The organism is Rhodoferax sp. GW822-FHT02D07, from assembly GCF_058802405.1.
In genome coordinates this window covers 527,312-541,796 of the sequence record NZ_JBXAOD010000001.1, presented here as the reverse complement: position 1 = coordinate 541,796, position 14,485 = coordinate 527,312, and the positions used below count along the sequence as shown (strand labels likewise).

12 protein-coding genes and 1 other RNA gene are annotated in these 14,485 nt (G+C 61.9%); 8 read left to right on the top strand and 5 right to left on the bottom strand.

Annotation, left to right across the window (positions count from 1 at the left end):
* Nucleotides 1–8: 8 nt before the first annotated feature.
* Nucleotides 9–446 carry an RbsD/FucU family protein gene (locus tag AC1RNN_RS02610; protein WP_493086231.1) on the bottom strand — a complete coding sequence of 146 codons (438 nt, stop codon included), beginning with the start codon at nt 444–446 and terminating at the stop codon, nt 9–11.
* 307 nt (nt 447–753) lie between these two features.
* Here AC1RNN_RS02610 and AC1RNN_RS02605 point away from each other — a divergent pair, with 307 nt between their 5' ends.
* Nucleotides 754–1,674 (top strand): PfkB family carbohydrate kinase, encoded by a 921-nt coding sequence (locus AC1RNN_RS02605; protein ID WP_493086232.1) that lies wholly within the window; start codon nt 754–756, stop codon nt 1,672–1,674.
* A 66-nt stretch (nt 1,675–1,740) separates the two neighbouring features.
* On the opposite strand, the gene ssrA is transcribed toward AC1RNN_RS02605, so the two are convergent.
* The 4 genes from ssrA to ompA all read right to left on the bottom strand — a co-directional run bounded on the left by ssrA (nt 1,741) and on the right by ompA (nt 4,235).
* Nucleotides 1,741–2,117: a transfer-messenger RNA gene (gene ssrA, locus AC1RNN_RS02600) on the bottom strand.
* A gap of 12 nt (nt 2,118–2,129) precedes the next feature.
* A complete protein-coding gene (gene gph / locus AC1RNN_RS02595) occupies nt 2,130–2,801 on the bottom strand; it encodes a phosphoglycolate phosphatase (RefSeq protein WP_493086234.1) in 672 nt (223 codons plus the stop codon).
* Complete coding sequence (gene ubiG, locus AC1RNN_RS02590; protein ID WP_493086236.1) at nt 2,801–3,520, bottom strand: bifunctional 2-polyprenyl-6-hydroxyphenol methylase/3-demethylubiquinol 3-O-methyltransferase UbiG; 720 nt, start codon at nt 3,518–3,520, stop codon at nt 2,801–2,803. Before ubiG ends, gph begins: the two co-directional genes overlap by 1 nt.
* Before the next feature lie 70 nt (nt 3,521–3,590).
* Nucleotides 3,591–4,235, bottom strand: coding sequence for an outer membrane protein OmpA (ompA, locus tag AC1RNN_RS02585; RefSeq protein ID WP_493086238.1), 645 nt, complete (start codon nt 4,233–4,235; stop codon nt 3,591–3,593).
* Nucleotides 4,236–4,468: 233 nt separating this feature from the next.
* Here ompA and gyrA point away from each other — a divergent pair, with 233 nt between their 5' ends.
* The 7 genes from gyrA (at nt 4,469) to AC1RNN_RS02550 (ending at nt 14,461) form a co-directional block, all read left to right on the top strand.
* A complete protein-coding gene (gyrA, locus tag AC1RNN_RS02580) occupies nt 4,469–7,108 on the top strand; it encodes a DNA gyrase subunit A (protein ID WP_493086240.1) in 2,640 nt (879 codons plus the stop codon).
* 73 nt (nt 7,109–7,181) lie between these two features.
* Nucleotides 7,182–8,294, top strand: a complete 1,113-nt coding sequence (serC, locus tag AC1RNN_RS02575; protein WP_493086242.1) for a 3-phosphoserine/phosphohydroxythreonine transaminase — start codon at nt 7,182–7,184, stop codon at nt 8,292–8,294.
* 15 nt (nt 8,295–8,309) lie between these two features.
* Nucleotides 8,310–9,392, top strand: coding sequence for a prephenate dehydratase (gene pheA / locus AC1RNN_RS02570; protein WP_493086244.1), 1,083 nt, complete (start codon nt 8,310–8,312; stop codon nt 9,390–9,392).
* A gap of 22 nt (nt 9,393–9,414) precedes the next feature.
* Nucleotides 9,415–10,290 (top strand): prephenate dehydrogenase, encoded by an 876-nt coding sequence (locus AC1RNN_RS02565; RefSeq protein ID WP_493086245.1) that lies wholly within the window; start codon nt 9,415–9,417, stop codon nt 10,288–10,290.
* Nucleotides 10,290–12,287 carry a bifunctional 3-phosphoshikimate 1-carboxyvinyltransferase/cytidylate kinase gene (locus AC1RNN_RS02560; protein ID WP_493086247.1) on the top strand — a complete coding sequence of 666 codons (1,998 nt, stop codon included), beginning with the start codon at nt 10,290–10,292 and terminating at the stop codon, nt 12,285–12,287. Before AC1RNN_RS02565 ends, AC1RNN_RS02560 begins: the two co-directional genes overlap by 1 nt.
* A 102-nt stretch (nt 12,288–12,389) precedes the next feature.
* Complete coding sequence (gene rpsA, locus AC1RNN_RS02555; RefSeq protein WP_493086248.1) at nt 12,390–14,066, top strand: 30S ribosomal protein S1; 1,677 nt, start codon at nt 12,390–12,392, stop codon at nt 14,064–14,066.
* Between the two features lie 80 nt (nt 14,067–14,146).
* A complete protein-coding gene (locus AC1RNN_RS02550; protein ID WP_493086250.1) occupies nt 14,147–14,461 on the top strand; it encodes an integration host factor subunit beta in 315 nt (104 codons plus the stop codon).
* Nucleotides 14,462–14,485 lie beyond the last annotated feature (24 nt).

Below are 14,485 nucleotides of genomic sequence, written 5' to 3'. Positions count from 1 at the left end.
CGCTACCTTCACAGGATCACGCCCTTACAGAACATGGCGTTGCCGTAGGCCGTGGCCTCACCACTCTGCACAATGACACTGGCGCCACGCACCTTGTCGTAAAAAGCAAAGCGCTCAATCGGCTCTACCCGTTCAGCCGGCAAGCCGTCAGCCGCCAGCTGGCGCAAAACCGCCAGTTGCGCATCGGTCCGGTGGCTTTCTGGCTGGTGGCACACCTGCATGTACGCAGCGGGACGCTGCACATCTTCCGCCAGAGGGATAACCGAGAGCACGGCGCGACTTACCCGCTCCAGTGAATTGCCGGGCAGGCGCACCAAGGGCTTGCCTGCGCTCAAATAGTCTGCCGTGAAATTGGCATCCACCACGGCAACCCATTCCCCATGCCCCATCGCCGAAAGATGCATGAGCAGCTCTGGCGTCAACAGGGGATCAATACCTTTTAGCATGCGATAAGCTCCAAAGAATTAAATAGAAACAGAAATAACAGTGGTAAGCAGAAGTTGCGTGATAAACAGGATGAAAGCATGGAATGAACTTTGGAGCGATACGGTGAGCATGCCAGAATTCGCGTCCCAACCATATTAGTAAAACCACTTGATTTAATAAAAATTTTTCTGATGTAATACACGTTTGCAGAATGCGGCGCGGCCCATATACCCTGGCGGCGCAAGCAGGTATCAACATTCGCCCCAGCGTGCACACTTCTGCCAGGCAGGCTGGTTTAAGCTGCGAAAACCAGATAACGAGAGAGATATGACAGCATCTATATGGGTATTGGGCGAAGCCTTGATGGACTGCGTCGCGCAGCCTGACGGATCTCTGCGCCCCTTCATGGGCGGCAGCCCCTTCAATATGGCGCGGGCTGCAGCTCTGCGCGGAGCCCCTGTAGGCTACGTCAACCCCTTGTCCACCGACCAGTTCGGGCAAGCCATGCAGCAGCAACTGCAGCGCGATGGCGTCACCCCATTGGCACCCGCGTCCCCCCTGCCCACCTCACTGGCAGTCGTACAAATCCACCAGGGGCAGCCCAGTTACGGCTTTTATCGCGAAGGCATTGCAGACCGCGATTACACCGTGGACGCGGTCCTGCAAAGACTGCAAGGTCACGCACCGGGCGTGCTCCACACCGGCTCCCTGCTGCTGGTACCCCCAGAACATGACAAAGTGCTAGGCGTACTGCAGGGCGCCAAGGCCTTGGGGTGGACCATCAGTGTGGATATCAACTTGCGTCCCAAGCTTGCCGCCAATCTGGCGCACTATGTACAAGCCGTACAAGAGGTTGCCAAGCATGCAGACTGGCTCAAAGCCAGCGACGAAGACCTGGAGTTGCTCGGTTTTGCCAATCCCAGCCGCGCCAACGGCAGCACTATCGCGGCCCACTTTGTTGCGCAGGGTACGCGCCGCATTGCCCTGACTTTTGGCGCAGAAGGCGCTTGGCTCAGCGTCGACGGCAGCACGGCGCAAGCCGACGTCCCACCTACCAAGGTGGTGGATACGGTGGGCGCAGGTGATACCTTCTGGGGCAACTGCCTGGGCGACTGGGTACTCCACCCTGAAGACTCAGACAAGCGCGTTGCCCAAACCCTGCAACATGCCATGAGGGCCGCCGCCATCAACTGCGAACGTGCCGGTTGCCAGCCCCCGCGGTACAGCGAAGTCCTCGCGGCAGCCTAATCAGGGCCAAGCAGGCGAGAAAAAAGCCGCCCACTATTGCTAGTGGGCGGCTTTTGCCTTTTATGGTGGTGGAGCTGGGGGGATTTGAACCCCCGTCCGCAAACCTTCTTCGAACAGTTCTACATGTGTAGCCATCTGATTTGAGTCTCGCTTCCTACATCGCGCAGTGGCACGCTATGCAAGACGCCAGCAACCTATTTTCTCGACCTGCCCTAAGTCACCCAAGGCAGGCCCAGCCGAATGAAATTAGCCCACAGCCGGGACAACTTGCGTTGCCCTTGCCCAGCCTATCGGCTTGCTGTTGTGAGCCTCACTAGCAATTAAGCAGCGAGTGCGAAACGTTCGTCGTTTGCAGTTAGTTTGTTTGAATCTGTTTTACGAGCGCATTCAGCTCGACATGCCCTGCTGCGCGTCCGAATCCACGTCGAAACCAGTGCAGCCCCAGACCCTCTATTTTAGGCGTCTGCCAGCAATTGCAAGAGTGCCGCCGGGGATTTAATTTCTGCATCGGCCTGCCAGGCCGCCGTGTCGTGCTGGGCCCCCAGATAGCCATACACCGCAGCGACCGTGCGCATGCCGGCTGCCCGTCCGGCCACGATGTCGCGCTCGTCATCACCGACATAGACACAGGCCTCCGGATCCACACCCATGCGCCGCGCCGCCTCCAGCAATGGTTCCGGGTGGGGTTTGGCGTGCGGGGTGGTATCACCGCTGACCACTGCGCCCGCACGCGCAAACAAAGGCATGGAACGCGTCAGTGGCAAGGTAAAGCGCTCGGACTTGTTGGTGACCACGCCCCAGGGCAAACCACGCTGCTCCAGGGTCTGCAACAGGGCCGGTACGCCCTCAAAGGCATAGGTGCTCTGCGTCATGCAGCGCTCATAATTGACAAAAAACTCCTCGCGCATGACGGAAAAATCAGGATCCTGCGGCGTCATGCCAAAGGCGATCTGCAACATGCCACGCGCACCAGCCCCAGCCATGGGGCGATAGAGCTCCGCAGGCAGCGAGGGCATGCCCCGGTCCACACGCATCCTGTCGGCGGCAGCGCCCAAGTCCGGAGCGCTGTCAATCAGCGTGCCATCCAGATCGAACAGTACCGCCTGAATATTGGTGAATGTAGGCATCAGGCTTGGATTGGCGGTTTGCGGGTTGCGATGAGGTAGTTGACCTGGGTACTGTTGTTGAGGGCGTAGTATCGGGTCAGCGGGTTGTAGCCCAGACCGCTGCTGCCACAGAGGTCCAGCCCGGCACTGCGGCAGAAACTGGCGAGCTCGCTGGGGCGGATCATCTTCGCGTACTCATGGGTGCCGCGCGGCAGCATGCCCAACACATACTCCGCGCCCACAATGGCTTGCAAAAAAGCCATGGCATTGCGGTTAATCGTGGAAAAGAACACCCAGCCGCCGGGCTTGACCAGGGTGGAACAGGCCTGCACCACAGAGGCCGGATCTGGCACATGCTCCAGCATTTCCATGCAAGTCACCACATCAAAGACTGCAGGCGACTCCTCCGCCAACGCTTCGGCGCTGATTTCACGGTAGGCAATGCGTGGTGTTTCCGCCTCCATCGCATGGAGTTGCGCCACACGCAAGGCCTTGGCGGAGAGGTCTATCCCGGTCACATCAGCGCCCTGACGTGCCATGGAGTCAGCCAGGATGCCACCACCGCAACCCACATCGAGCGCACGCAGGCCCTGCAGAGGCACAAAGGACTGAATCCAGCCCAAGCGCAGGGGGTTGATCTGGTGCAAGGGGCGAAATTCGCTGTCCTCGTCCCACCAGCGGTGGGCCAGTTCAGAGAATTTCGCGATTTCGGAAGGGTCAACGTTTGTGGTGTGAGTCATGGTCAATGGCAACCGTAGGCATGAAAAAACCCGCCGAAGCGGGTTTTTTCGAAGACGTTAAATCGTCAGATTAGTTGGCGCGTGTGCCAACCACTTCGATTTCAACGCGACGGTTCTTGGCGCGGCCTTCCTTGGTCTTGTTGTCAGCAACGGGTTGCTTTTCGCCCTTGCCTTCAGTGTAGACGCGGTTCTTTTCGATGCCCTTGGACACCAGGTAAGCCTTGACGGCTTCGGAACGTGCCACAGACAACTTCTGGTTGTAAGCGTCAGCGCCAGTTGCGTCGGTGTGACCCACAGCAATGATGACTTCCAGGTTGATTCCCTTGACCTTGCTCACCAGGTCGTCCAGCTTGGCCTTGCCTTCGGGCTTCAGCACAGACTTGTCGAAGTCGAAGAAGGCGTCGGCAGCGTAGGTCACCTTGCTGGCAGCGGCGGCGGCGGGGGCAGCAGCTGCGGGAGCGGCGGCGGGTGCGGGAGCAGCGGCGGGCGCGGGAGCAGCGGCGGGCGCGGCAGCAGCGGGCTTGGCAGCCAGAGCGCCGTCGCAGCCGGCAGCGGCCGTAGCGGGCGTCCAGCTAGCATCACGCCAGCATTCGCCGGAAGCGTTCTTCCAGACGTCGCCGGCAGCACTGCGCCAGTTATGGATTTCTTGGGCACCAGCGGCGGTAGCCAGAGCGGCTGTAGCGATCAGGATTGCTACTTTGTTCAATTGCTTCATGAGACCTTCCTTTATCGGGACAAGCAGCCAAGCTGCGACTAATTGTGTGACGCCTAAGTCTTGCGCACCAAAGACGTTCACATGATTGTGCCACAGAGCGGGACAACACTTCTCAAACATCTATATACGTTCTTAAAACTGTGACTTTCTGCCGCATTTGCTCTGTTGCTCTCAAGCCACAGCAAGGCAGCCGTAGAATCAAAGGTTGTCCCTGACATAGCCCTGTCCTACCCATGACCCAGTTCGCCAAAGAAACCCTGCCCATCAGCCTCGAAGAGGAGATGCGCCGCAGCTACCTGGACTACGCCATGAGCGTGATCGTCGGGCGTGCGCTGCCCGATGCGCGGGACGGCTTGAAGCCGGTGCACCGCCGCGTGCTGTTCGCGATGCACGAACTCAACAACGACTGGAATCGCGCGTACAAAAAGTCCGCACGTATCGTAGGGGATGTGATCGGTAAGTACCACCCACACGGTGACCAGTCGGTCTACGACACCATCGTGCGCATGGCGCAGGATTTCTCCATGCGCCACATGCTGGTGGACGGCCAGGGCAACTTCGGCTCGGTCGACGGCGACAACGCGGCCGCGATGCGTTACACCGAAATCCGCCTGGCCAAGATCGCCCACGAGCTGCTGGCCGATCTGGACAAGGAAACCGTCGATTTCGGCCCCAACTACGACGGTTCCGAAAAAGAACCGCTGGTCCTGCCTACACGCATCCCCAACCTGCTGGTCAACGGCTCGGGCGGTATCGCCGTGGGTATGGCCACCAACATTCCGCCACACAACCTGAATGAAGTGGTGGACGCCTGCCTGCACCTGCTCAAACACCCGGAGGCGTCGATTGACGATCTCATGGAGATCATTCCGGCACCCGACTTCCCCACCGCCGGCATCATCTACGGCATCAATGGCGTCAAGGATGGCTACCGCACCGGTCGTGGCCGCGTGGTGATGCGCGCCAAATGCCATTTCGAAGACATCGACAAGGGCCAGCGCCAAGCCATCATCGTCGACGAGCTGCCCTACCAGGTGAACAAGAAGACCTTGCAGGAGCGCATGGCCGAGCTGGTGCACGAAAAGAAGATCGAAGGCATCAGCCACATCCAGGACGAGTCGGACAAGTCCGGCATGCGTCTGGTGATCGAGCTCAAGCGCGGCGAAGTGCCCGAGGTGGTGCTCAACAACCTGTACAAGCAGACCCAGCTGCAGGACACCTTCGGCATCAACATGGTGGCGCTGGTCAACGGCCAGCCCAAGCTGTGCAACCTGAAGGACCTGATCGAGGTCTTCCTGGACCACCGCCGCGAAGTGGTGACCCGCCGCACCATCTTCAACCTGCGCAAGGCCCGCGAGCGCGGCCATGTACTGGAAGGCCTGGCTGTGGCGTTGGCCAATATCGACGACTTCATCCGCATCATCCGCGAGTCGCCCACGCCCCCTGTGGCCAAGCTGGAGCTGATGAACCGCCCCTGGGACAGCAAGCTGGTGCGCGAGATGCTCACCCGTACCCGCGCCGACGGTGGCGTGGTCAACGCGGACGATTACCGCCCCGAAGGCCTGGAGAAGGAATTCGGCATGGGCAACGACGGCCTGTACCGCCTGTCCGAGACCCAGGCCCAGGAAATCCTGCAGATGCGCCTGCAACGCCTGACCGGACTGGAGCAGGACAAGATCGTCGCCGAGTACAAGGACGTGATGGCCGAGATCGAGGACCTGCTCGATATCCTGGCCAAGCCCGCCCGCGTGGCCACCATCATTGGCGAAGAGCTGGGCCATGTGAAGCAGGAGTTCGGCCAGAACAAGATCGGTGCGCGCCGCAGCCTGGTGGAACACTCCTCCTTCGACCTGTCCACCGAGGACCTGATCACCCCCACCGACATGGTGGTGACCATGAGCCACAGCGGCTACATCAAGAGCCAGCCCCTCAACGAATACCGCGCGCAGAAGCGTGGCGGACGCGGCAAGCAGGCCACGGCCACCAAGGAAGACGACTGGGTCGACCAGCTCTTCGTGGCCAACACCCACGATTACCTCTTGTGCTTCTCCAACCGCGGCCGCCTGTACTGGCTCAAAGTCTGGGAAGTGCCTGCAGGTTCGCGCGGTTCGCGCGGCCGCCCCATCGTCAACATGTTCCCCTTGCAAGAGGGCGAGAAGATCACCGTCGTGCTGGCACTCACCGGAGAGAAGCGCACCTTCCCGGCCGACCAATACGTGTTCATGGCGACCAGCATGGGCACCGTCAAGAAGACTGCACTGGACGAATTCAGCAACCCGCGCAAGGCCGGCATCATTGCCGTGGACCTGGACGAGGGCGACTACCTGATAGGCGCCGCGCTGACAGATGGCAAGCACGATGTGATGCTGTTCAGCGATGGCGGCAAGGCTGTGCGCTTTGACGAAAACGACGTGCGCCCCATGGGCCGCAATGCCCGCGGTGTGCGCGGCATGATGCTCGACGAAGGCCAGGGCGTGATCGCCATGCTGGTGGCCGAAGACGAGCAGCAAAGCGTGCTGACCGCCACCGAAAACGGCTACGGCAAGCGCACCTCCATCGTCGAATACACGCGCCACGGCCGCGGCACCAAGGGCATGATTGCCATCCAGCAATCCGAGCGCAACGGCAAGGTCGTGGCGGCCACCCTGGTACATGCCGACGACGAGATCATGCTGATCACCGACAAGGGCGTGCTGGTGCGTACCCGCGTGTCCGAGATCCGCGAACTCGGCCGTGCGACCCAGGGCGTGACGCTGATCGGTCTGGACGAAGGCTCCAAGCTCAGCGGCCTGCAGCGCATCGTGGAAAACGATGCCAATGCGACCGAAGGCGAAGCCGATGCCGCCGACGACAGCGCCGACGGAAAGGCCTGATTACTACTGATTTGATAGCTGCTCGCGCATATTCCACGAGGGCTACAGCCATATTTCATACATAAACTGCTCCATGCAACGCCCCTACAACTTCTCGGCCGGACCGGCCGCCATGCCCGCTGAAGTGCTGGAACAAGCCGCCGCCGAGATGCTGGACTGGCATGGCAGTGGCATGGGCGTGATGGAGATGAGCCACCGCGGCAAGGAGTTTCTGTCCATCTATGAACAGGCAGAGGCCGATCTGCGCGAGCTGCTGGCGGTGCCCGCCAACTTCAAGATCCTGTTCATGCAGGGCGGCGGTCTTGCTGAAAACGCCATCGTTCCGCTCAACCTCAGCGCCCTGCGTGCGCCAGCGGGTGGCAACGGCACGGCGGACTTTGTGCTCACCGGGAGCTGGAGCGAAAAGTCGCTGAAGGAAGCCGGCAAGTACTGCCAGATCCACACCGCAGCCTCAGGCAAGGCCGACAACTACACGGCCATTCCAGCGCCAGCCTCGTGGCAACTCAGCGACCGGGCCAGCTATGTGCACATTTGCACCAACGAAACCATCAACGGCGTGGAGTTCCAGAGCCTGCCCGACCTCAAGGCACTGGGCTCCGACGCCGCGCTGGTGATCGACTTCTCCTCCCACGTCGCTTCGCGCACGGTCGACTGGAGCAAGGTGGGCCTGGCCTTTGGCGGCGCCCAGAAGAACCTGGGCCCGGCTGGCGTGACGCTGGTGGTGGTGCGCGAAGACTTGCTGGGCCACGCCCTGCCGATCTGCCCCAGCGCCTTTGACTACAAGACCGTAGCCGACAACGGCTCCATGTACAACACCCCGCCCACCTACAGTATCTACATGGCCGGCCTCGTGTTCCAGTGGCTCAAGCGCCAAGGCGGCGTGGCAGCCATGGAAGCGCGCAACATCGCCAAGGCCGAGTTGCTGTACGAAGCGATTGACTCCACCGGCTTCTACATGAACGGCGTCGCCCGCGGCGCGCGCTCGCGCATGAACGTGCCCTTTTACCTGCGCGACGAATCGCTCAACGACGCCTTCCTTGCGGGCGCCAAGGCCGCCGGACTGCTGCAGCTCAAGGGCCACAAGTCGGTAGGCGGCATGCGCGCCAGCATCTACAACGCCATCCCCCTCGAAGGCGTGCAGGCCCTGGTGGCCTACATGCAAGAGTTTGAGCGCACCAACGGCTGACCCCCTATTTCGCACATGGCACGCACACTCCCTGAACTCCGAGTCCTGATCGACGCCGTCGACCAGGAATTGCTGACCCTGCTCTCCCGCCGCGCGGCGCTCGCCAACGAGGTGGGCGAAATCAAGAAGGTAGAAGGCTCGGCTGTCTTCCGCCCCGAGCGTGAAGCCCAGGTCATCTCCAACCTGCAACAGGCCAACCAGGGCGCACTGAAAAGCGAGAGCGTGGCCGTCATCTGGCGTGAAATCATGTCCGCCTGCCGAGCCCTGGAAGCGCCGCAACGCGTGGCCTACCTGGGCCCCAAAGGCACCTTCAGCGAAGAAGCCTCCTTGCGCTTCTTTGGCTCCAGCATCACCCATGTGCCTTGCGCCAACTTCGACGAGGTATTCCACGCCGCCACCGCCGGATCCGCCGAATTTGGCGTGATTCCCGTGGAGAACAGCACCGAGGGCGTGGTGACCCGCTCGCTGGACCTGCTGCTCAACTCTCCGCTGCACATCGTGGGCGAGATCAGCCTGCTGGTGCGCCACCACTTGCTGCGCAGCAGCGCCTCGCTGGACGGCATTGAAGTGGTACTGGCCCACCCGCAGGCGCTGGCCCAGTGCCAGCAGTGGCTCACCACCCACCTGCCCCACGCCGAACGCCGCGCGGTCTCCAGCAACGCCGAAGGCGCGCGCCTCGCGGCCAGCAACCCAGCCTGGGCCGGCATTGCCAGCGAACGTGCAGGCTCCGAATTCGGCCTGCACATTGCGTCGCACGCCATCCAGGACGAGGCCTTCAACCGCACCCGGTTTGTGGTGGTCTGCCTGCCCAGCGTGCTGCCCGCCCCCGAGGCTTCGGGCAAGGATTGCACCAGCCTGGTGGTCTCCGTGCCCAACAAGCCCGGCGCCGTGCACGACATGCTGGTGCCGCTCAAACAGCACGGCGTCTCCATGACCCGTTTTGAATCCCGCCCGGCACGCTCTGGCCAATGGGAATACTATTTCTACATCGACCTGCAGGGCCACCCGTCGCAGCCCCATGTGGCGGCGGCCCTCAAGGACTTGTCCAGCCTCTGCGCCTTCTACAAGGTGCTGGGTACCTACCCGCTGGCCGACTGATTGATGCACACCAGGACACCTTATGTTTGAACAGCTTGGCTTGATTGGATGCGGCTTGATGGGCGGCTCGTTCGCCCTGGCCCTCAAACGGGCCGGTCTCGTCAAGCGCGTGGTGGGCTACAGCAAGTCGCCCTCCACCACCGAACGCGCACGCCAGCTGGGTGTTATTGACATCGAAGCCCCTTCAGCCCTGCTGGCCGTCTCCGGTGCCGACATCGTGCTGGTGGCCGTGCCCGTGTCCGCCACAGAATCCACGTTCAAGGCTATCAAACACCTGGTCACGCCCAATATGCTGATCATGGATGTGGGATCGACCAAGCGTGACGTCATCGACGCAGGCCGGCGCGGCCTGCGCGAGCACATTGGCTCCTTTGTGCCGGCGCACCCCATCGCCGGCAAGGAGCTGGCCGGCGTGGAGCACGCTGACGCCGACCTCTACACCGGCAAGCAGATCATCCTGACCCCCATCGAGCGCACCCTGACCGCCCAGCTGCAAAAGGCCGTGGACGTCTGGACCGCGCTGGGCTGCCGCGTGCTCAAGATGTCGCCCGAGCAGCACGACGCGGCCTTCGCCGCCGTCAGCCACTTGCCGCACCTGATTGCGTTTGCGCTGATGAACGCCATCTCCAGCCAACCCCAGGGCAAGGACTACCTCTCGCTGGCCGGCCCGGGCTTTCGCGATTTCACACGCATTGCAGCCGGCGACCCCAAGATCTGGCGCGACATCATGATCTCCAACCGCGAAGAGCTGCTGGAGCAAAGCAAAGTCTTCCAGCGCACCCTGCAGGCCATGGAGCTGATGATTTCCAGCGGCAACGGCGATGCCCTCGAGGGCCTCATCGAGCAGGCCAGCAACACCCGCGCCAACTGGACCATGGCGTCCAAGCACAACAAATAATGTTCTCCACCGCCTTCCTGGACCTCCCGCCACTCGCCCACGCTGCGGGCGCAGTCACCCTCCCTGGCTCCAAGAGCATTTCCAACCGCGTGCTGCTGCTGGCCGCCATGAGCGCCGGCACCACCACCATCCACGACCTGCTGGATTCGGACGACACCCGCGTGATGCTGGTGGCCCTGCGCACCTTGGGCTGTGGCGTGGAAGAATCCGGCGCCGTCGTGCGCATCACCGGTCTGGGCGGCCAACTGCCTAACCCGTCGGCCAAGCTCTTCCTGGGCAACGCGGGCACCGCGATGCGCCCACTGACCGCGGCGCTAGCCGTGTTGGGTGGCGACTTCGAGCTCAGCGGCGTGCCCCGCATGCATGAGCGCCCCATCGGCGACCTGGTGGACGCGCTGCGCCAATTGGGCTGCGGCATTGACTACTTGGGCAATGAGGGCTACCCGCCCCTGCGCATCGGCACGGCCCAGCCCAAGCTGGATACCCCCATCCAGGTGCGCGGCGATGTCTCCAGCCAGTTCCTCACCGCCCTGCTCATGGCCCTGCCCTTGGTGGCCGCCAAGGACATCGTGATCGAGGTAGTGGGTGAGCTGATCTCCAAGCCCTACATCGAAATCACGCTGAACCTGCTGGCGCGCTTTGGCGTGCAGGTGCAGCGCGACGGCTGGCAGCGCTTCACCATTCCCGCAGGCTCGCGGCTGCAGTCGCCCGGCGACATCCATGTCGAGGCCGACGCCTCCAGCGCTAGCTATTTCATAGCGCTTGGCGCAATTTCCACGGGGGCTAGTGGCCAGAATGGCATAAAAATTCAGGGCGTGGGCGCCGACTCCATCCAGGGCGATATCCGCTTCATGGAGGCCGCCCAAGCCATGGGCGCCCAGATCGAGAGCGGCCCCAACTGGTTGCAGGTGCAACGCGGTGCCTGGCCGCTCAAGGCCATCGACCTGGACTGCAACCACATCCCCGACGCGGCCATGACGCTGGCCGTGATGGCCCTGTACGCCGAGGGCACCACCACGCTGCGCAACATCGCCAGCTGGCGCGTCAAGGAAACCGACCGCATCGTCGCCATGGCCACCGAGCTGCGCAAGCTGGGCGCCACAGTGATTGAGGGCACAGACTTCATCAGCGTGACACCGCCCGCCTCCGTCGAGGCCTGGACGACCGGCAGCATCCACACCTACGACGACCACCGCGTCGCCATGTGCTTTTCGCTGGCCACCTTCAATCCGGCCGGCCTGCCCATCCGCATCGAAGATCCCAAGTGTGTGGCCAAGACCTTCCCGGACTACTTCGAAACCCTGTTTTCGGTCGCCACCGCCCCCGCCAATGCCATCCCCGTGATCTGTGTGGACGGACCCACCGCTTCCGGCAAGGGCACTCTGGCGGCCGTGCTGGCAGAGCAATTGGGCTACCACTTCCTGGATTCCGGCTCGCTCTACCGCATCACCGGGCTGGCCGCGACCCGCGCCGGCATCGCGCTGGACGTGGCGAATGAAGCCGCCATCGTCCGCCTGCTGCAAAGCCTGCCCATCCACTTCGAAGGCAGCCATATCTGGCTGGCCAACGAGGACGTGAGCGATGCCATCCGCACGGAAGAAGCAGGCATGAACGCCTCCAAGGTATCGGCCTTCCCGGCCGTGCGTGCCGCCCTGATCGACCTGCAGCGCGGTTTTCGCAAGCTGCCCGGCCTGGTGGCCGACGGACGCGACATGGGCACGGTGATCTTTCCGGACGCTCCGCTCAAGGTCTATTTGACGGCCAGCGCCGCCTGCCGCGCCGAACGGCGCCATAAGCAGTTGATTTCAAAGGAAATTCCCGCTACACTCGACAGTCTTCGTGCCGATTTGGAGGCGCGCGACGCTCGGGACTCGTCCCGACCCGTTGCGCCCTTGAAGCCTGCAGAAGATGCCCAGCTGCTGGACAACTCGGATTTGACCGTCGCTTCGTCGGTCGACACCGTGCTGGCCTGGTGGCAAGGCAAACAGCCTTTCTAGCCCCGGCTAGCTGGGCAAACTGGTCCCCATCGCTCCTCTCGCGCGTCTGCGCACTGGTGGTGGGGTTCAATAACTTAACCCGCGATGCAAATCGCAAACCTCATGTCTGAATCTTTCGCAGCCCTATTTGAAGAATCGCTACAACGCTCGGAAATGCGCACCGGTGAAGTCATCACCGCTGAAGTCGTCCGCATCGAGCACAGCTTCGTCGTTGTCAACGCCGGCCTCAAGTCCGAAGCCTACGTGCCAATCGAAGAATTCAAGAGCGACAAGGGCGAAATCGAAGTCCAAGTGGGTGACTTCGTGTCCGTGGCCATTGACTCCGTGGAAAACGGCTATGGCGACACCATCCTGTCCCGCGACAAGGCCAAGCGTCTGGCTTCCTGGATGAGCCTGGAAAAGGCCCTGGAATCCGGCGAATTCGTGACCGGTACCACTTCCGGCAAGGTCAAGGGCGGCCTGACCGTTCTGGTCAACGGCATCCGTGCCTTCCTGCCCGGTTCGCTGGTCGACACACGTCCTACCAAGGACCTGTCTCCCTATGAAAACAAGACCCTGGAATTCAAGGTAATCAAGCTGGACCGCAAGCGCAACAACGTGGTGCTGAGCCGCCGCGCTGTGGTGGAAGCCTCCATGGGCGAAGAACGCGCCAAGCTGATGCACACCCTGAAAGAAGGTTCTGTGGTGCAAGGCGTGGTCAAGAACATCACCGAATACGGTGCGTTCGTGGACCTGGGCGGTATCGACGGCCTGCTGCACATCACCGACATGGCATGGCGCCGCGTCCGTCACCCCTCTGAAGTGGTGACCGCTGGTCAGGAAATCACTGCCAAGATCCTGAAGTTCGACACCGAAAAGAACCGCGTGTCCCTGGGTCTGAAGCAAATGGGCGACGACCCCTGGATGGGCGTCAACCGCCGCTACCCCCAAGGTACCCGCATGTTCGGCAAGATCACCAACATCGCCGACTACGGCGCGTTTGTGGAACTGGAACCCGGTATCGAAGGTCTGGTGCACGTGTCCGAAATGGACTGGACCAACAAGAACGTGGCTCCCTCGAAGATCGTTGCCCTGGGTGACGAAGTCGAAGTCATGGTTCTGGAAATCGACGAAGACAAGCGTCGTATCTCCCTGGGCATGAAGCAGTGCAAGGCCAACCCCTGGCAAGAATTCGCCCAGAACACCAAGCGCGGCGACCGCGTGAAGGGCCCGATCAAGAGCATCACCGACTTCGGCGTGTTCGTGGGTCTGGCTGCCGGTATCGACGGCTTGGTGCACCTGTCCGACCTGTCCTGGAACGAATCCGGCGAAACCGCGGTGCGCGAGTTCAAGAAGGGCCAGGAAGTGGAAGCCATCGTGCTGGCCGTGGACGTGGACCGCGAGCGCATCTCCCTGGGCATCAAGCAACTGGACTCCGACCCCTTCACGACCTTCGTGTCCGTGAACGACAAGGGCCAGACCGTGACCGGCAAGGTCAAGACCGTGGATGCCAAGGGCGCTGAAATCGACCTGGGCGAAGACGTGATTGGCTACCTGCGCGCCTCCGAAATCAGCCGTGACCGCGTCGAAGACGCACGCAACGTGCTGAAGGAAGGCGACGAAGTGACTGCCGTAGTGGTGAACGTGGATCGCAAGACCCGCAATATCCAGTTGTCCATCAAGGCCAAGGACATGGCAGACCAAAACGAAGCCATGGCCAGCCTGAACCAAAGCACCGGCAATGCAGGCACCACCAGCCTGGGCGCCCTGCTGCGCGCCAAGCTGGACAACAACAACTAATCTGTTGTTGCTGACCTGAACGAACGACCGGCTGCAGCCTTGCGCCGGTCGTTTTTTCTTCTCTCTTACCTTTTGATGCCATGACCCGCTCCGACCTCGTTGAAGAACTGGCCAACCGTTTCAGCCAACTGACCCACCGCGACGCCGAGTTCGCCGTGAAGGCCATCTTGGACGCGATGAACGACGCCTTGGTCCGAGGCCATCGCATTGAAATTCGCGGCTTTGGCAGCTTCTCCATCAACCGCCGCCCGCCCCGCATGGGCCGCAATCCGCGCAGCGGCGAAAGCGTAGCCATCCCCGAAAAGCGTGTCCCCCATTTCAAACCCGGCAAGGCTTTGCGGGAAGCCGTAGACCAACGCACCGCCGAGCTGGAATCCACTCCCAAGGCTGATTGAGCACCATGGGTGCGGCCCTGCGTG